15 protein-coding genes are annotated in these 17,636 nt (G+C 66.5%); 4 read left to right on the top strand and 11 right to left on the bottom strand.

What is annotated here, in order from left to right:
* Positions 1 to 4 precede the first annotated feature (4 nt).
* Genes phnY through phnS form a run of 6 tightly spaced genes read right to left on the bottom strand, consistent with a single transcriptional unit; the run spans position 5 to position 6,734 of the window.
* On the bottom strand, positions 5 to 1,459 hold the full coding sequence (phnY, locus tag LXE91_RS23595) for a phosphonoacetaldehyde dehydrogenase (protein WP_039339476.1): 1,455 nt from the start codon (positions 1,457 to 1,459) through the stop codon (positions 5 to 7).
* On the bottom strand, positions 1,456 to 2,763 hold the full coding sequence (phnA, locus tag LXE91_RS23600) for a phosphonoacetate hydrolase (RefSeq protein WP_039339477.1): 1,308 nt from the start codon (positions 2,761 to 2,763) through the stop codon (positions 1,456 to 1,458). The genes phnY and phnA overlap by 4 nt, the downstream gene beginning before the upstream one ends.
* The gene (gene phnV / locus LXE91_RS23605; protein ID WP_039339479.1) at positions 2,760 to 3,620 is read right to left on the bottom strand and encodes a 2-aminoethylphosphonate ABC transport system, membrane component PhnV; all 861 of its coding nucleotides are present in this window, start codon (positions 3,618 to 3,620) and stop codon (positions 2,760 to 2,762) included. Before phnV ends, phnA begins: the two co-directional genes overlap by 4 nt.
* Complete coding sequence (locus LXE91_RS23610) at positions 3,610 to 4,530, bottom strand: 2-aminoethylphosphonate ABC transporter permease subunit (RefSeq protein ID WP_039339481.1); 921 nt, start codon at positions 4,528 to 4,530, stop codon at positions 3,610 to 3,612. The genes phnV and LXE91_RS23610 overlap by 11 nt, the downstream gene beginning before the upstream one ends.
* On the bottom strand, positions 4,508 to 5,611 hold the full coding sequence (gene phnT / locus LXE91_RS23615; protein ID WP_039339483.1) for a 2-aminoethylphosphonate ABC transport system ATP-binding subunit PhnT: 1,104 nt from the start codon (positions 5,609 to 5,611) through the stop codon (positions 4,508 to 4,510). Before phnT ends, LXE91_RS23610 begins: the two co-directional genes overlap by 23 nt.
* Before the next feature lie 34 nt (positions 5,612 to 5,645).
* Positions 5,646 to 6,734, bottom strand: a complete 1,089-nt coding sequence (gene phnS, locus LXE91_RS23620; RefSeq protein WP_039339485.1) for a 2-aminoethylphosphonate ABC transporter substrate-binding protein — start codon at positions 6,732 to 6,734, stop codon at positions 5,646 to 5,648.
* Positions 6,735 to 6,993: 259 nt separating this feature from the next.
* On the opposite strand from phnS, the gene LXE91_RS23625 reads away from it, so the two are divergent.
* Positions 6,994 to 8,103, top strand: coding sequence for a 2-aminoethylphosphonate--pyruvate transaminase (locus tag LXE91_RS23625; RefSeq protein WP_039339486.1), 1,110 nt, complete (start codon positions 6,994 to 6,996; stop codon positions 8,101 to 8,103).
* A gap of 312 nt (positions 8,104 to 8,415) precedes the next feature.
* Here the strand turns inward: LXE91_RS23625 and LXE91_RS23630 are convergent, their stop codons facing one another.
* The 4 genes from LXE91_RS23630 to aroQ all read right to left on the bottom strand — a co-directional run bounded on the left by LXE91_RS23630 (position 8,416) and on the right by aroQ (position 12,260).
* Positions 8,416 to 9,441 carry an IS110 family RNA-guided transposase gene (locus LXE91_RS23630; RefSeq protein WP_046543588.1) on the bottom strand — a complete coding sequence of 342 codons (1,026 nt, stop codon included), beginning with the start codon at positions 9,439 to 9,441 and terminating at the stop codon, positions 8,416 to 8,418.
* A gap of 131 nt (positions 9,442 to 9,572) precedes the next feature.
* Positions 9,573 to 10,916: an MFS transporter gene (locus LXE91_RS23635; RefSeq protein ID WP_039339244.1), complete on the bottom strand. Its 1,344-nt coding sequence runs from the start codon at positions 10,914 to 10,916 to the stop codon at positions 9,573 to 9,575.
* Positions 10,917 to 10,953: 37 nt separating this feature from the next.
* Positions 10,954 to 11,808, bottom strand: a complete 855-nt coding sequence (locus LXE91_RS23640; protein ID WP_039339246.1) for a shikimate dehydrogenase — start codon at positions 11,806 to 11,808, stop codon at positions 10,954 to 10,956.
* Entirely contained in the window at positions 11,805 to 12,260 is a 456-nt protein-coding gene (gene aroQ, locus LXE91_RS23645) for a type II 3-dehydroquinate dehydratase (RefSeq protein ID WP_039339247.1), read from the bottom strand. Before aroQ ends, LXE91_RS23640 begins: the two co-directional genes overlap by 4 nt.
* 256 nt (positions 12,261 to 12,516) lie before the next feature.
* Here aroQ and LXE91_RS23650 point away from each other — a divergent pair, with 256 nt between their 5' ends.
* Positions 12,517 to 14,409, top strand: coding sequence for a bifunctional sugar phosphate isomerase/epimerase/4-hydroxyphenylpyruvate dioxygenase family protein (locus LXE91_RS23650; protein WP_039339249.1), 1,893 nt, complete (start codon positions 12,517 to 12,519; stop codon positions 14,407 to 14,409).
* Between the two features lie 288 nt (positions 14,410 to 14,697).
* Positions 14,698 to 14,961, top strand: a complete 264-nt coding sequence (locus tag LXE91_RS23655) for a hypothetical protein (RefSeq protein ID WP_039367795.1) — start codon at positions 14,698 to 14,700, stop codon at positions 14,959 to 14,961.
* A gap of 78 nt (positions 14,962 to 15,039) precedes the next feature.
* On the opposite strand, the gene LXE91_RS23660 is transcribed toward LXE91_RS23655, so the two are convergent.
* The gene (locus tag LXE91_RS23660; RefSeq protein ID WP_039367798.1) at positions 15,040 to 15,834 is read right to left on the bottom strand and encodes an AraC family transcriptional regulator; all 795 of its coding nucleotides are present in this window, start codon (positions 15,832 to 15,834) and stop codon (positions 15,040 to 15,042) included.
* 661 nt (positions 15,835 to 16,495) lie between these two features.
* On the opposite strand from LXE91_RS23660, the gene LXE91_RS23665 reads away from it, so the two are divergent.
* Complete coding sequence (locus LXE91_RS23665; RefSeq protein ID WP_039367939.1) at positions 16,496 to 17,632, top strand: branched-chain amino acid ABC transporter substrate-binding protein; 1,137 nt, start codon at positions 16,496 to 16,498, stop codon at positions 17,630 to 17,632.
* The last annotated feature ends 4 nt before the right edge of the window (positions 17,633 to 17,636 follow it).

Raw genomic sequence — 17,636 nt, forward strand, 5'->3', positions numbered from 1 at the left:
TCATTCACTCCCAAGGCAGCGAAAACGTCTTCAGGTTCGTGAAGCTCTTCATCGCCTCCTGTACGCCTTCCTTGTAACCGAGCCCCGAATCCTTGATCCCGCCGAACGGCGAAAGCTCGATCCGGTATCCGGGCACTTCCCATACATTCACTGTGCCGACGTTCAGCTCGTTCACGAACCGCACGACCGCCGCCGTGCTGTCCGTACAGACGCCCGACGACAGCCCGAACGCCGTTCCGTTGCTGATCCGGATCGCGTCGTCGATCGTGTCGAACGTGATCACCGGCGACACCGGGCCGAAGGTCTCCTCGCGCACGATCGTCATCGATGGATCGACGTTGTCGAGCACGGTCGGCGCATACAGCGCGCCGCGCCGCACGTTGCCGGTCAGCAGGCGCGCGCCCTGCGCGACCGCCTCCGCCACTCGCGCCTCGAACAGCCGCGCCGCTTCCTCGTCGATCACCGTGCCCATTTCGTTGGCGGGATCGAACGGATCGCCGTACTTCCATGCGCGCGTCTTCTCGACGAGCAATTCGGTGAACGCCGGCGCGATCGAACGCTGCACCAGCATCCGCTTGACGGCCGTGCAGCGCTGGCCCGAATTCCGGTACGAGCCGAGCACGGCCAGCGACGCCGCGCGTTCGAGATCGGCATCGTCGAGGACGATCAGCGGATCGTTTCCGCCCAGCTCCAGCACGATGCGGCGGTAGCCGGCCCGCGCGGCAATCGCCTTGCCGATCGCCACGCCGCCCGTGAAGGTAATCAGCGACGCATGCGGGTGCGTGACGAGCTCGTCCGCGATCTCGCGCGGATCGCCGGTCAGCACCTGCAGCATCGGCTCCGGCAAACCGGCCTCGTAAAGCAGGTCGGCCAGGTAGAACGCCGACAGCGGCACCTTCTCCGAAGGCTTCACGATCACGCGGTTGTTGGTCGCGATCGCCGGCGCAATCTTGTGCGCCACCTGGTTCATCGGGTGATTGAACGGCGTGATCGCGACGATCACACCGTCGAGCGGCTGGCGCTGCGAGAACACGCGGCGCGCCTTGCCGTGGGGCGTCAGGTCGCACGAGAAACTTTGCGCATCGTCGCGCAACGCCTCGACCGCCGCAAACTTCAACACGTCGGCCACGCGGCCGATTTCGTAACGCGAGTCCTGTTTCGACAACCCCGATTCGAGCGTGATCAGGTCGGACGCTTCCTCGGTGCGCTCGCGCAGCAGCGCGGCCGCACGCTCGAGGATCTGCGAACGCTCGTACCGCGTGAGCGTCGGCCGGTACGCCATCGCGTAGTCGAATGCCACGCGCACATCGTCGACGCTCGCCAGCGGCGCCGTCCCGACACGCGTGCCCGTATACGGGTCCATCACGTCGAGCGTGCGTTCCCGCATCGCGCGCGTGCCGCACCAGCGCAGCGCCTCCGCGCGAAACGCCGGGTGATCGTGTCGGGGATGAGCCATCATGTCGCGACCCGGTTCAGCACGAAATCGAACACGTCGAAGTTGCGCGGGCGACGCGCAGGATCGTCCGGCTCGATACGGCGATTGAACAGCAAAGGTACTTCCTGCTCCGACACGCCGCCGTGCGAACGCAGCGGCACCGTGAGGCCCGACAGATCGTGTTCGCGCTCGCGCGTGCCGAGCGTCATGTCGCGGCGGCCGATTACGACGAGATCGCCGATCCGGTCGGGCGGCAGTTCGAAACGCGCAGCGGCTTCCGCGTTGTCGAGCACGAGCTCGACGCCGTCGAGGCCGCCGACGCGCCACATCGCCTCGGCCCGGTCGACGCCCGGCGCCAGATAGATGGTCGCAAACGACCCAAGCGCACCGTGGTGCACGACGTACGGATCCGTGATCGGCAGGATCACGCGCGCGGCCTGCGCGCCGTACCAGCCGTCGAATGCGTCCTGCAGATAGATGACATTCGGCCGGCCCGTCACGGGATCGTGCTTTGCGTTCATCCCGTGGTCGGCCGTGAGGCCGATCACCCAACCGAGCACGTCGAGCTGCGCGAGGTAGCCGTCCATCATCGCGTAGAACGCGTTCGCGCCGGCACTGCCCGGCTCGCACTTGTGCTGCACGTAATCGGTGGTCGACAGGTACATCAGGTCGACCTGGCGCGTCTGCGCAAGCCGCACGCCGGCTGCGAACACGAACTCGGACAACGCCGCGCTGTAGACGTCCGGCGACGGCAGGCCAACCCAGTCGAGCACGTCGACGATCCCGTTTTCGGCGAGATTCGCCTGCGCGGCCTTCTCGGCCGAAAAGCAGATGCCGTTCAGTTGCCAGCCGAGCAGCCGGCGCAGCTTGTCCTTCGCCGTCACGACAGCGACCCGCGCACCGGCGTCGGACGCCGCCGCGAGCAGCGTGCCGGCCCGCAGGTAGGCCGGGTCGTTCATCATGACTTCGGCGCCACGCCCGCCGTCGGCGGCCGGATCCCAGAAATAGTTGCCGCAGATCCCGTGGACCGCCGGCGGCACGCCGCAGACGATCGACAGGTTGTTCGGGTTGGTGAAGGTCGGCACGACGCAATCTGCGCGCCAGGCCGTGCCTTCCGCGATCATCCGGCCGATGAACGGCGCGACGCCCGCTTCCACCGCCCGTTCGAGATAGTCGTACTCGCAGCCGTCGACGCAGACGACGACGGTCGGTTCGGCCGGCAGCCGGTAGTGCCGGCCGTTGACGTCGACGGAACGTCCCGCGAGACCCGTCGACGTGCCGGCTGCCGACGCTTCACCCGGCTGGCGCAATGCGAACGCGGCGTTCATGATGCCACCCGCTTGCCGCGCGGCACGCGCGCGGCGATCAGCAGCAGCGCCGCGAGCGACGCGCCGAGCATCAGCAGCGACAGTGCCGATGCCGGAAGGTAATACCCGCGCTCCACCTGGCCGATCACGACGATCGGCACGGTCGCGAAGCCCGGCGGATAAACCGTGAGCGTTGCGCCGAGCTCGCCGAGCGACAGCGCGAAACCGAGCGCGAGGCTCGCGCGCAGCGCCGGCACGAGCTGCGGCAACAGCACGCGGCGCAGCACCATCGCGGGCGGCGCGCCAAGGCTTGCCGCCGCTTCGCGCAGCACGGTCAGTTCCGGACGCAGCGCGGCGGCCGCGCAGCGATAGCAGAACGGCAAAATCAGCGCGAGCTGCACGAGCACGACGATCGCCGCCGAACTCGACAGGTCGACCGGCTTCTGGTGATACGCGATCAGCACCGCGAGCCCGAGCACGACGCTCGGCACACCGTTCGGCACCATCACGAGCGCGTCGACCACCGCGCCGAGGCCGCGCCGGTCGCGCCCTTCGAGCGCCAGCGCAAGCCACAGTCCGAGGATCGTGCCGACCGCCGACACGCCGAAGCCGATTTCCAGGCTCGTCAGCAGCGCGTCGTATTCCGGCGACCCGAGCCGCTCGAACCAGCGCAGGCTGTAGCCGGCCGGCAGAATCGTGCCCGACCACTGCGTCGACACGCTCGACAGCGCGACAACGATGACGGGCAACACGAACAGCCAGAAGCACGCGAACGCGGCCAGCGCGAGCGCCACGCGCGACGCATGCTTGAGCACCGTGTCACTCCAGCCGATCTGGTGGCGCGGCACCGCTTGCCCGATACGAAATTCAGCGGACATCGTTTCCTCCCGTCGCACGCCGGTTCACCCGGCGATAAACCGCATACAGCGCCAGCGACAGCGCGAGCATCACGACCGCGCCGGCCGACGCGGTCGGCAGGTCGAGGTCGACCGTCGCGCTGCTGTAGATCGCAACCGGCAGCGTCACGAGCCGTGCGCTGCCGAGCACCAGCAGAATCCCGAATTCGTTCAATGTCAGCAGGAAGCACAGCACGGTGCCGGCGGCGATGCCCGGCCACGCGATCGGCAGCACGACACGGCGCGCCAGCATCCAGCCGGACGCGCCGAGGCTGCGCGCGGCTTCGATCAGCCGCAGGTCGAGCGTCGCGAACGACGCGAGCGTCGGGCGCACGACGAACGGCGTGTAGAACACGGTCTGCGCGAGGATCACGCCGCCTATGCCGAACAGGAAGTTCAGCGGCGGCTCCTCCAGATGAAACAGGTGCTGCAGCGCGATGCTGATCGAGCCTTGCGAGCCGTACAGGAAGATCAGCGTGAACGCGACGAGGAACGACGGGAACGCGACGTACAGTTCCAGGAAACGCGTGACGAGCGATGCGCCGGGAAACGGCTTGAAGAACAGCAGCGCGGCCAGCAGCACGCCGAGCACCGACGCGGTGCCGGCGCTCGCGAACAGCACGCCGAGTGTGGTCAGCAGCACGCCGCGGGTATCGGGGTTGCCGAAGAACGTGCGGTACGCCGCAAAACTCAGCCCGTGGTCGCCCGACACGCTCAGCAGCACGAGCCGCACCAGCGGATAGACGACGAGCGGGCCCAGCAGGATGATCGCGAGCGCGGCCAGGTGCAGGTCACCCATGCGCTTGCGGCGCCGCGCGGCGGCGGCGTGCGCGGCGGCCGATGCGAGCACGTGCGGCGGCAGGCCGGCTTCAGGGCTCGATAAGGACGACATCGTCTGCCTCGCAATGCAGGGAAACGCGCGCACCGCGCTCGGGAGCCGCGCCGCGGCCGCGTTGCATCGTGACGCGCACGGGCTCGTCGGGGGCTGCATCGATCGTGACCGCGATCGACAGGTCCGCGCCCTGCCATTCGACGGACGACACCGTGCCGTGCAGCCCGCCCGCGGCCAGCGGCATCAGGGTCAGGCGCTCGGGGCGCACACAGGCCACCTTGCCGCGCACTTCGTGGCGCGGATCGCCGAGCGGGAAGATCACGTGCGGCGGCAGCAGGTTCGCCGGGCCGAGATAGCGTGCGACGTAGCCGTCCTGCGGCGCGTCGTACAGCTGCTGCGGCGTACCGAGCTGCGCAATGTGGCCGTCGCGCATCAGCAGCGCGCGATCGGACAGCACGAGTGCGTCGTCGCGGTCGTGCGTCACGCAGACGACGGTCAGGTTCGGCAGGCGCTCGTGCAGCGCCTTCAGTTCGCTGCGCACCGACGCGCGCAGGTTGGCGTCGAGCGCCGACAGCGGTTCGTCGAGCAGCAGCACGTCCGGCTCGATCACGAGCGCGCGCGCCAGCGCGACGCGCTGCTGCATCCCGCCCGACAGTTGCGCGGGCAGGTGATGGCCCGCATCGCCGAGCTGCACGAGCTTCAGCGCATCGGCGACGCGGCGCGTCACTTCCGACGACGCCATGCCGCGTGCGCGCAGCCCGAATGCGACGTTCTCGAACACCGTCAGGTGCGGGAACAGCGCGTAATTCTGGAACAGCAGACCGAGATTGCGCTTGTGCGGCGGCGCATAGGTCAGGTCGCGTCCGGCCACGGTCAGCGTGCCGGTCAGGCCGTCGGCCTTCACGAACCCGGCGATGAAGCGCAGCAGCGTGGTCTTGCCGCAGCCGCTCTTGCCGAGCACGGTCAGAAATTCACCGGCACCGATCGACAGCGACAGATCTTCCAGCACCGTGCGTGCGCCGTAGCGCACGCTCAGGTGCTCGATCTGCACGCCGCCCGGCGCGCCGGACCGCAGCGTTGCCTGCGGTTCGGCGGCGCCGAATGCGCCGGGATGGGTCAGGGTGGTTTCCACCGGGTTCATCCTCTTGCTCACAAATACAGGCGGCGTGCGCCGATCACTTCGGCTTGACGACGTCGAGCTGCTTGCCCGAGCTGCCGATCACGTCCTTCTTCCAGCGCTCGATCCATACCGGCTTCTTCGCCATCACCTGGGCCCAGTCGACCGGGATCAGCTTCACGCCCGCGATCGCCTTCTTGACCGCTTCGCCGTTCTTGCCGGCTAGCGGCACGTCCGTGCGGCCCGGGATGCCGTACATGTCCGGCACCTTCGACTGCACTTCCGTCGACATCAGGTAGTCGATCAGCTTCTTGCCGGCGTCCTGGTTCGGGCCGCTCTTGATCAGGCCAATGCCGTACGGGAGCTGGAACGTGGTCGGCTGGTCGCCTTCCTTCGCGGCCAGGAAGATCGGCTTGACGGACAGCGCGCCGTGTTCGGCATCGTCGAGGTCCATCTGCAGGTCGCCGTTCGCGACGCTGATTTCGTTACGCGACAGCAGCACGTTCAGGTAGCCCGTGCCCTTCGTGTGGAACTTCACGCTCTGCGACAGCTTCGCGAGATAGTCGAACGCCTTGTCCTCGCCCATCAGCGACGTCGTCAGGATCAGCACGGCCATCCCGTCGCCGGCGGTGGCCGGGTTCGAGTACGCGACCTTGCCGGCATAGGCCGGAGCGAGCAGATCGGCGAACGTCTTCGGCTGGTTCTTCACGACGTCCGGGTTGATCGCGAACGAGAAGTAGTTGTTCACGAACGTCGCCCACGTGCCGTCTTCAGCCTTCGCGATGGCCGGCACGTTCTTGTAGTTCACGCTCTGGTACGGCTGCAGCAGGCCCATCTGGCCAGCTTGCTGAATGAACGGCGGCAGCGTGACGATCACGTCGGCCTTCGGGGAATTCTTCTCGATGTTCGCGCGGTTGACGACTTCACCGCTGCCCGCCGTCACGATGTTGACCTTGACGCCTTCCTTCTTCTCGAAAGCCGGCAGCACATCGCGATAGAGGTTCTCGAGACCGTCTGCCGTATACAGCACGACCGCGCTCGCCGCATGGGCGGGCAGCGCGGCGCCCATCAGACCGGCGACGCTGGCGGCCAGCGCAAGCTTGCGGAACGCACCGGCAGCGGTGCGCGAGGGTTTCTGCAGTGTCATCAGACTTCTCCGTAGGCGGAACACCAAATGGCCGGGGCACGATCCGGCTCTCCTGTTATCTCCGGGCGAGGCCGATCGACGGCCCGCCTCGCTACCGCGCCGAGGTGAGGTTTCGCGCGGCAAGCGAAGGATCACAGCGTTCGATGACAAACCCGTGACGAATGCGGCAATTTCCAAAAAATGACACATTTTGCCAATATCATGCAAGTCATTCAGAAATGCTTTCCGGCGTTTCTTCCGACCTTTGCAGAGGAAAACCATGTCCGATCCGATTCTTCTTACGCCTGGCCCGCTCACCACGTCCGCCACAACACGCCACGCAATGCAACATGACTGGGGCTCGTGGGATGCCGCTTTCAACCAACTGACGGCCAGCGTCTGTGCGGATCTCGTCGCGATCGCGCACGGCGGCGACGAGTACGTGTGCGTGCCGATGCAGGGCAGCGGCACGTTCTCGGTGGAAGCCGCGCTCGGCACGCTGGTGCCGCGTGACGACGTCGTGCTGGTGCCCGACAACGGCGCGTACTGCGCGCGCATCCTGAAGATCCTCGGCCGGCTCGGTGTCGAAGCAATCGCGTTGCCGTTCGGCGAGGACGCGGCCGTCGATCCGGCCGCGATCGAAGCCGCGTTCGTGCGCGAGCCGCGCATCACGCACGTCGCGCAGGTGCACCTGGAGACGAGCGCCGGCATCCTGAACCCGCTCGACGACATCGCCGCCGTGTGCCGACGCCACGGCAAGCGGCTGATCGTCGACGCGATGAGCTCGTTCGGCGCGCTGCCGATCACGCTGGCCGGCAGCGGCATCGATGCGCTGATCTCGGCGAGCGGCAAATGCCTGGAAGGCGTGCCGGGGATGGGATTCGCGATCGTGCGGCGCGACGCGCTCGACGCGAGCGAAGGCAACTCGCCGTCGCTCGCGCTCGATCTCCACGATCAGTACGCGTACCTGCGCAAGACGGGCCAGTGGCGCTTCACGCCGCCGACACACGTGATCGCCGCGCTGCGCGCCGCGCTCGACCAGTATCTCGCCGAAGGCGGCCAGCCGGCACGCGGCGCGCGCTATGTGGACAACTGCCGGACGCTGGTCGAATCGATGCACGCGCTCGGCTTCACGCCGTTCCTCGATGCGAGCGTGCAGGCGCCGGTGATCGTCACGTTCCACGCGCCCGACCACCCGGCCTACGATTTCCGCCGCTTCTACGACGCGGTGCGCGACGCGGGCTTCATCCTGTATCCGGGCAAGCTCACGCAGCTCGAAACGTTCCGCGTCGGCTGCATCGGCGCAATCGACTCGAACGATATCCGTCGCGCGGTCGCGGCCATTGCGCAGGCGGTCGAATCGCTCGGCATCGCGGTGCAGCGCGCGTAAGCGCCGTGCCACGCCAGCCGGCGGAGCCGCCGGCACGCGCATGCAAAAATCTATGGTCAGCCCGATTTTTGCAAGCGAGGCAGTGTTGACCTAAAGTGGACTTGCTCGAATCTATCCGGGGTCGCGGATGGGAAAGATCCCGCCCCATGATGGGAGCCGCGCCGGGCAAACCTCAAAAAGCCCACAGCATTGAGGTGCTGTTTTTTGTGTCAGGTTACTTGCCCGGCCGTTGAGTCGTTTATGCCTTCACGTATCTCGCGTCGCAAAACCAGAGGTGACTACTGAAACTGAAGCCGTAAGCGATAGGAAGCGTCAGACTGAGGGAACAGCCTCGATGCTCCGGTAGTGTGTCCCTTTGGCGAGGATGGCCCAGGCGATCCTCGCCAGTTTGTTGGCCAGGGCACAGGCCACCACGTTCGAGTGTCGCCGCGCCAACAGGCTGCGAATCCAGACGCCCAATGCATCCGTGCGGTGCTCGATGCGCTGCATGATGGCCCGCGCACATTGCACCAGCAATCGTCGCAGTTCCTTGTCGCCACGCTTGCTGATGCCCAGTAGCGTTGGTTTGCCGCCGGTGCTGTACTGCCGCGGCACCAGACCAACCGAAGCTGCAAACTGCCTTGCTGAGCCATATTGCTGGGCATCGCCCAACTCAGACATCAACACGCTGGCGGTCATCGGGCCAATGCCAGGAATCTCGAGCAGTCGTTCACTGCGTTCATCCTCGTGTAGCTGGGTAAGCAACTCACGTTCGAGCTGGTGGATCTGCTCGTCCAGATACTTGAAGTGCGCCTGCAAACGTTCGAGCACGACCACCAGCCTCGGCGGCAACGATTCTGCCTCGAGCACGGCAGGCAGTCGCCGGATCACTGCCATGCCGCGCGGCAAGCTGATACCGAACTCCAACAGAAACGCATGAATCTGATTGATCGTGCCGGTGCGGTCACGCACCAGCCGCTCGCGCACACGGTGCAAGGCTGAAACGATTTGCTGGGCTTCGTTGTGCGGGCTCACGAAACGCATGCTCGAACGAGCGGCTGCTTCGCAGATCGCCTGGGCGTCCGCGAAATCGTTCTTGTTGCCTTGCCGGAACGGTTTGACGAATTGCGGAGAAATCAGCTTGGCCTCATGGCCCAGCGCTTGAAGTCGACGTGCGATCCAGTGAGCACCGGCGCAGGCCTCCATGACCACAATGCAACGCGGAAAATTGCCCAGCAGCGTGAACATCTGGCTACGCGTGAGCTTTTTACGGAACACCATCCTGCCTGACGCATCCTGTCCATGCAGGTGGAAGCAGTGCTTGCCGAGATCGATTCCGATCAGCGATACCGTGTCCATGATGGCCCTCCAGAAGGACAAAATCCTCACTCAGCGTAGTCCACTGAGTGAGGATCGGGCTGACCATCCTATTAAGCCCGGCGGCCTTGCGGCTGCCGGGCTAACGCACAGGAACTGCGTGGAGCAGGTGCTTACAGCTCGATTCGCTTGATGTCGCCGACGACGAAGATGTACGACGCCGCGCCGACCAGCGCGATCACGCCGATGAACACGAGCGCGCCGACAAACGACCCGGTCGATGCGACGATGAAGCCGACCACGAGCGGCGTCACGATCCCCGCGAGGTTCGCCGCGAAGTTGAAGATGCCGCCCGTAACGCCGAGCAGGCCGTCCGGTGCGATGTCCGACACGAGCGTCCAGCCGAGTGCGGCCATCCCCTGCGCGAAGAATGCGACCGACATGATCGCGATCACGGCCTCGTTGCTCTGCACGTAGTTCGCGAGAATGATCGTCGATGCGAGCAGCAGGCCCGCGATGATCGGCAGCTTGCGCGCGAGGTTGGCGGACTTGCCGCGACGCAGCAGCCAGTCGGAGAAGATCCCGCCGAACATCACGCCGACCGACGCGGCGATGAACGGCATCACCGCGAAGAAGCCGATCTTCAGCCAGCCCATGTGGCGTTCGGTGGCGAGGTAGGTCGGGAACCAGGTCAGGAAGAACACGAGCGTCGAGTTGCCGGCGAACTGGCCGAGGCAGATGCCCGCGAGCTGGCGCTTCTTCACCAGTTGGCCGACCATCGACCAGCTGAACTTGGCCTGCGCCGGCTTGTCGCCCTTGTCACCGCTCTTGCGCGCACCGTGCACGAGACCGCCGCCCGCCTCGATATAGGCCAGCTCCTCCGAATTCGCACCCGGATGGTTGCGCGGTTCGTGATAGAACTTCCACCAGACCAGGCCGAACACGATACCCACCGCGCCGACGACCCAGAACAGCGAGCGCCAGCCGAACGCACCCATCAGCGCGAACAGCACCGGGCTGAAGAACGCGAGGCCGATGTACTCGCCGACGGTGTAGGTACCCGTCGCCATCGCACGCTCGTTCTGCGGGAACCACGTCGCGACGACACGGCTGTTGGTCGGGAAGCATGGCGCTTCCGTCACGCCGAGACCGAGCCGGCAAGCGAGCAGCGTCGCGACGCCCGGCACGAAGCCTTGCAGGAACGTGCACAGCGACCACAGCGTCATCGACCAGTAATAGGTGATCTTGCTGCCGAAGCGGTCGAGGAACAGGCCGCCGGGAACCTGCATCGCGACATACGTCCACGAAAACGCGGAAAACATGATGCCCATCACGGCCGCGTTGATGCCGAGCTCCTTGGTGAGCTGCGGCGCAGCCACCCCCAGCACGGTGCGGTCGAGATAGTTGATCATCGTGCCGATCGCGAGCAGCGCGAGAATCTTGTAGCGCGCCGAAGTGCGCCGGACGGTGCCGGACGCCTGCGCCGGCGCGGCGCTCGTGTGGGTGGTGTGCTGCATGGTCGTCTCCTGGTCTCTTTCTGTGTCTGTAAGGGGGTCAGCGCGCGACGAGCGACTGAAAGTGTTCGAACATCCGCTCGGCGTCGGGCGTGCGTCCGGTGAAGATCTCGAACGCGTCGACCGCCTGGTAGACGGCCATCCCGCCACCCGGCAGCGTGGCGCAGCCGGCCGCGCGCGCCGCGTGGATCAGTTCGGTTTCGAGCGGGAAGTACACGATGTCGGCCACCCACATGCCCGCATGCAGCAGGTCGGCCGGCAGCGGCAGGCCCGGATGCTTGGCCATGCCGGTCGGCGTGCAGTGGATCAGGCCGGTCGCCGCGCGCATCGCGGCCGCGAGATCGCTGCCCGGCGTGACCCGGGCGGCAGGGAAGCGCTGCTGCAGTTCGGCCGCGAGCGCGGTGGCGCGCGTGCCGTCGACGTCGAAAATCGTCAGTTCGGCCGCGCCCATCTGCAGCGCCGCATGCGCGACGGCCGCGCCCGCGCCGCCCGCGCCCAGCTGGACGACGCGTTCGAGCGACGCGCCGGGCAACCCGCGGCGGAACGATTTCGCGAAACCCGACCAGTCGGTGTTGTGGCCGATCCGCTTGCCGTCCTTGAACAGCACGGTGTTCACCGCGCCGAGCGCACGCGCGTCGTCCGACAGTTCATCGAGGTGCTCGATCACGCGCTGCTTGCACGGGTGCGTGATGTTCAGGCCGTTGTAGCCCATCCGCTGCGCGGCATCGAGCAGTTGCGGCAGTGCGTCGACGGTCACGCCGAGCACGTCGAGGTCGATGCGCCGGTAGACATAGCCGAAGCCCTGGCGGAACCCCTCTTCCTCGTGCATCGCGGGCGACAGCGAACCGCCGATGCCCTGGCCGATCAGGCCGATCAGAAACGACGGGCGGCTCATCGCGCGGCCCCCTGCGCGAACAGCGTCGCCAGACGCTGCAGCGCGAACACGTAGCCTTCGGTGCCGCAGCCGCAGATCACGGCTTCGGCGAGCGCCGATACGTAGGAATGGTGGCGGAACGCTTCGCGGCGATGGACGTTGGAGATATGCACTTCGATCACCGGCTTCGCGATCGCGGAAAGCGCGTCGGCCAGCGCCACCGACGTATGCGTATAGGCGGCCGGGTTGATCACGATGCCGTGCGTGTCGTGACGCGCGGCATGCAGCCAGTCGATCAGCTGGTGCTCGGCGTTCGACTGGCGGAACTCGATTTCCAGCCCGAGCGCCTCGCCCGCCGTACGGCAGCGCTGCTCGACATCGGCGAGCGTTTCCGCGCCGTAGATATGGGGCTCGCGTGTGCCCAACAAATTCAGGTTCGGGCCGTTCAGCACGAGCACCTTGTGCTTGCTCATCGTGTTTCTGCTCCTGAAACAGGGGCAGACCACGATCGGCGCCGCCCCGAAGACATCGGAATGTGGCGCTAGTGTGCGCTCGTGCAAGCGGGCTGTCTTTTCGGGTTTTCGCTAATTTGTACCATCTAGTTAGTTTGTACAATATGCATCACTAGCCTAGTAAATTCGGGATATGGCGTCCGCCAGGAACTCAACGACTGGTTCACTCAGGGTCGGTTCGGCCGACGCCACGCCCGCTCATCCTCAGGAATCGCCCATGCAGCGCTCGATCGCCACCGTGTCACTGTCCGGCACGCTCGCCGAGAAACTCGCCGCCGTCCAGGCCGCTGGCTTCGACGGCGTCGAAATCTTCGAAAACGACCTCGTCTACTTCGATGGATCGCCCGCCGACGTCCGGCGCATGGCCGCCGATCTGGGCCTCGACATCGTGCTGTTCCAGCCGTTTCGGGACTTCGAGGGGGTGAGCCCGGCCCAGCTCGCCCGCAACCTCGACCGGATCAAGCGCAAGTTCGACGTGATGCACGCGCTCGGCACCGACCGCATCCTCGTGTGCAGCAACGTGTCGGCCGACACGATCGCGGACGACGGGTTGCTCGTCGACCAGCTCGGCGCGCTTGCCGAAGCCGCGCGGCAGGCCGGCGTGGTCGCCGCGTACGAAGCGCTCGCGTGGGGCCGCGTCGTGAAACGGTACGGCCACGCGTGGAAGCTCGTGAATGCCGTGAACAGCCCGCATCTCGGCCTGGCGCTCGACAGCTTCCACACGCTGTCGCTCGACGATTCGCCGGACGCGATCGCCGACATCCCCGGCGACCGGATCGCGTTCGTGCAGATCGCCGATGCGCCGAAGCTCGCGATGGACGTGCTCGAATGGAGCCGCCATTTCCGCTCGTTCCCGGGCCAGGGCGACTTCGACCTCGCACGCTTCACCGCGCGCGTGATCGAGTCGGGCTATACGGGGCCGCTGTCGCTCGAGATCTTCAACGACGGCTTCCGCGCGGCGCCGACCGCGATCACGGCCGCCGACGGCCATCGCTCGCTGCTCTACCTGGAAGAACTGACGCGCGAGCGGCTCGCGCAGGACGGCCGCGCGCCGGCCGCCACCCAGCCGCTGTTCGCGCCGCCCGCGCCGCCCGCGCACGTCGGGTTTCAGTTCATCGAATTCGCGGTCGACGCGCAGGCGGCGGCGACCGTCGGCGAATGGCTCGGCCGGATGCGCTTCCGGCTCGCGGGCCGCCATCGGTCGAAGGACGTGACGCTGTTCCAGCACGGCGCCGCGTCGATCGTGCTGAACGCCGAGCGCGACTCGTTCGCCGACGCGTTCTTCCAGCAGCACGGGCTGTCGCTGTGTGCATCGGCATTCCGCGTCGACGACGCCAAAGTGGCGTTCGAACGCGCCGCCGGCTTCGGCTATGCGCCATTCTCCGGCCGTGTCGGGCCGAACGAACGCGTGCTGCCGAGCGTGCAGGCGCCGGACGGCAGCCTCGAGTACTTCGTCGACGAAGCGCCGAACGCGCCGACGCTGTACGAATCGGACTTCGTGCTGACCGACATCGACGGCCCGAGCGAAGTCGGCCCGCTGACCGGCATCGACCACGTGTGCCTTGCGCTGCCGGCCGACGCGCTCGATACGTGGATCCTGTTCTTCAAGACGGCATTCGGCTTCGAGGCCGAGCGCAGCTGGCTCGTGCCCGATCCGTACGGGCTGATGCGCAGCCGCGCGGTGCGCAGCGCGGACGGCTCGGTGCGGATCGCGCTGAACGCGTCGGTCGACCGTCACACGGCGGTTGCCGAATCGCTCGACCGCTACCACGGCACGGGGCTGAACCACGTCGCGTTCCGTACCGACGACATCGTGAAGACGATCGCCGCATTCGCGGCCGACGGCATTCCGTTCCTGCGCATTCCGCCGAACTACTACGACGATCTCGCCGCACGCTACGCGCTGCCGGACGACCTGATCGACACGCTGAGCACGCATCACCTGCTGTATGACCGCGACGAGCACGGCGGCGAATTCCTGCATGCGTATACAGAACTGGTCGACAACCGCTTCTCGCTCGAGATCGTCGAGCGGCGCGGCGGATACGACGGCTACGGCGCGACGAATGCGGCCGTGCGGCTCGCCGCACAGGCCCAGCGCAGGAAATAAGGGAAGGAAGCTGACACAGATTTAAGGGGCAAATCACCTTCGCGGGACGCGGCTGCTTCGAAGGGCCGCATCCCGCGCGCACCATCGTGGTGAATCACGCGGCCGCGCGCCCGCCCGCGCGGCTGGCCGCGATCAAGCCGGAAACCGCATTCCATGTGGCGTTACATCCGGTAACCCGTACCGCAGCGCAGCATCGCGTCGCCCACTGCGGTTTTAAGAATCGCTTAAGTCTTCGACGGCACCATCCGCAACCAGTACCCGATGGTTATCTCGAAAAGGAGGAAAGCGATGAGCGCCGTAGAAGCACCCGCGGGCCGCCCGGCCGCGCCCCCTGCAAAGAAGACGATGCTGCGCCGCCTGCTCAGTCATCATGAAATCGCGACGCTGCTCGTGCTGCTGCACGCGCCGATCGGCGCCAATGCCAAACCCGAACTGCCTGCGCTGCAGGAGGCCGGTCTCGTCGAGATGGTCAAGCTCGACACCGAAACGGCACCCAGCTTCCGGCTGACCGAAGACGGCACCGCCGTCCTGAAAGGGCTCGGCTACCGCTGAGCCGCCGTTTTCATCCCTGTCCCGTTTCCCCGCAGCACCCCGATCCCGGCGACCCGCCGGCCCTTTCGGCGTGTCGCGTCACCCTGCCCGCTCCTGCAGCATCAGCCGGTATTCCGTCGGCGTGACGCCGACTGTCGCCTTGAACTGGCGCGTGAACGCGCTGTGGTCCGTATAGCCGCATAGCGCCGCGACGTCGGTTACCTTGTCGTGCGTGACGAGCAGCGCGGTGGCCGCATCGAGCCGCGTCTTCAGCAGCACCTGGCGCGGCGTCAGGTGGAACACCTTGTGGAAGTAGCGTTCGAGCTGCGCGACCGACATCCCCGCCATCTGTGCGAGATGCTTCAGGTTCAGCGGCTGCACGTAGTGATCCTGGATGTGCTGGACGACGTCGGCGAGCCGGCTGTATGCCGGGTGCGATCCCTCGTGCGCCTTCAGGTCGCGCGAGATGCCCGCGAGGCCGACCACCCTGCCCGCGGCGTCGCGCAGCGGCTCCTTGCAGGTCAGGCACCAGCCCGGCTGACGGCCCGGATACAGGTGCAGTTCGAGCTGGTCCATCAGTTGCTGGCCGGCGTTGATCGTCGCCATGTCCTGCTCGAAATAGCTGCGGCCGAAGCGGCGCGGAAACACCTCGTCGGCCGTCTTGCCGAGCAGGTCGCGCTTGTCCTTGTAGCCGCAGCGCATCGCCAGCGTGCGATTGACGATCGCGTAGCGGCCGCTCGCATCCTTCACGAAGAACGCGACGTCCGGCAGCGCGTCGAACACCGGTTCGAGCAGGCGGAAGTGCGCAAGCATCGCGCCGAAATCGGCGTTGTCGGGCTGGTAGCGCAACGGTTCTGACAGGCTCATGGTCGGTACGGCAAGCAAGGGCGTCATCCCGGCAACCGCAATGCGAGTGGCAGATGGCGTCGATTATAGAAGCGCCCCTTCGATCGCGTCGCGCCGATCGCAAAGGCGGGCAAGGTGGCGGCGGCCGACGCAACGCGCCGCCGGTCGGCCGGCATCGTCACGCGACATACGTTGCGTGCGCAACCACTGCGCCGAGCGTGCGGTGGCCGACCGCGAGGCCACGCGCGTCGACGCAACAACCACGCGTGCGCCGAGGCCGACATGCCGCGCGCGGGCCGGCGCATTCGCGCACCGGCACCGCACGCTCGGACTCGCCAGCATAGAAATGCGAACGTGCAGCGTCTTGGCGCGTTTGCGCATTCGGCATGACGATTTCGGCATATATCAGGGTTATCGACGATATGCCGATATCGTCGCCGGCCGCGCATCGAACGCGCAAGACGCGCGCATTTTCGCTAACTAGACTTCGCTTCACGGTCACGAGACGACCTCATGCCGCGGCAGCAATCGGCACGCATGGCCTGCGGCATCGGCCACCAGGTGCGCCGATTTCGGCACAGCTCGAGCAGCATGCGGCATGCACGCACGGCCCTCGCATCGGCCTGCCGACCGAACCGTCTCGCCCGGTTTACCGGTGCCGGCCCGCCAGCCGGCGGCGGCCCAACCACGCCATCAAGGGGAAGTGAAAGTGAAGCTGAAGGTATCGCACGTCGCGCTGGCCGCTGCCTGCGCACTGTCGGGCGCGCACGCCATGGCCGCCGACGTCGTCAAGATCGGTTTCGCCGCACCGCTGACCGGCCCGCAGTCGAACTACGGCACGGACATGCAGAAGGGCGTGCAACTCGCGATCGCCGATTTCAATGCGACGCGTCCGACGATCGGCGGCAAGCCCGTCACGTTCCAGCTCGATTCGCAGGACGACCAGGCCGACCCGCGCACGGGCACGACCGTCGCGCAGCGGCTGATCGACGACAACGTCCGCGGGATCATCGGGCACTTCAACTCGGGCACGAGCATTCCCGCGTCCGACCTGTACGATCGCGCGGGGCTGCCGCAGATCTCGATGGCCACGTCGCCGCAATACACCGCGCGCGGCTACAAGACCACCTACCGGCTGCTGACGAGCGACGCGCAGGCGGGCCGCATCGTCGGCACGTACGCGGTGAAGACGCTGCGCTTCAAGCGCATCGCGATCATCGACGACCGCACGGCCTACGGCCAGGGCATTGCCGACGAATTCGCGAAGGCCGTCGAAGCGGCGGGCGGCACGATCATCAAGCGCGACTTCACGAACGACAAGGCGCTCGATTTCTCCGCGATCCTGACCAACCTCAAGGGGATGAGCCCGGACGCGATCTTCTACGGCGGCGGCGATGCGCAATCGTCGCCGATGATCCGCAAGATGCGACAGCTCGGGATGAAGTCGGCGTTCGTGACGGGCGAGATGTCGCGTTCGCCGACGTTCCTGAAAGTCGGCGGCGATGCGGCCGAAGGCGCGATCGTCTACATGGGCGGGCTGCCGAAGGAGAAGATGCCGGGCTTCGCCGGCTACGCGGCACGCTACAAGGCGCGCTTCAACGAAGACGTGATCACCTACTCGCCATACTCGTACGACGGCACGATCGCGCTGCTCACGGCGATGAAGGACGCGAACTCGACCGACCCGAAGGTGTACACGCCGTATCTCGGCAAGGTGTCGGTCAAGGGCGTGTCGGCCCCCAGCATCGCGTACGACACGAAGGGCGACCTGAGGGATGCGCCGGTGACGATCTACAAGGTCGAGCACGGTGCGTTCAAGCCGGTCGATACGATCGCCGGCAACTGATACG

Source organism: Burkholderia contaminans (genome assembly GCF_029633825.1).
In the GTDB taxonomy this organism is placed as follows: domain Bacteria; phylum Pseudomonadota; class Gammaproteobacteria; order Burkholderiales; family Burkholderiaceae; genus Burkholderia; species Burkholderia contaminans.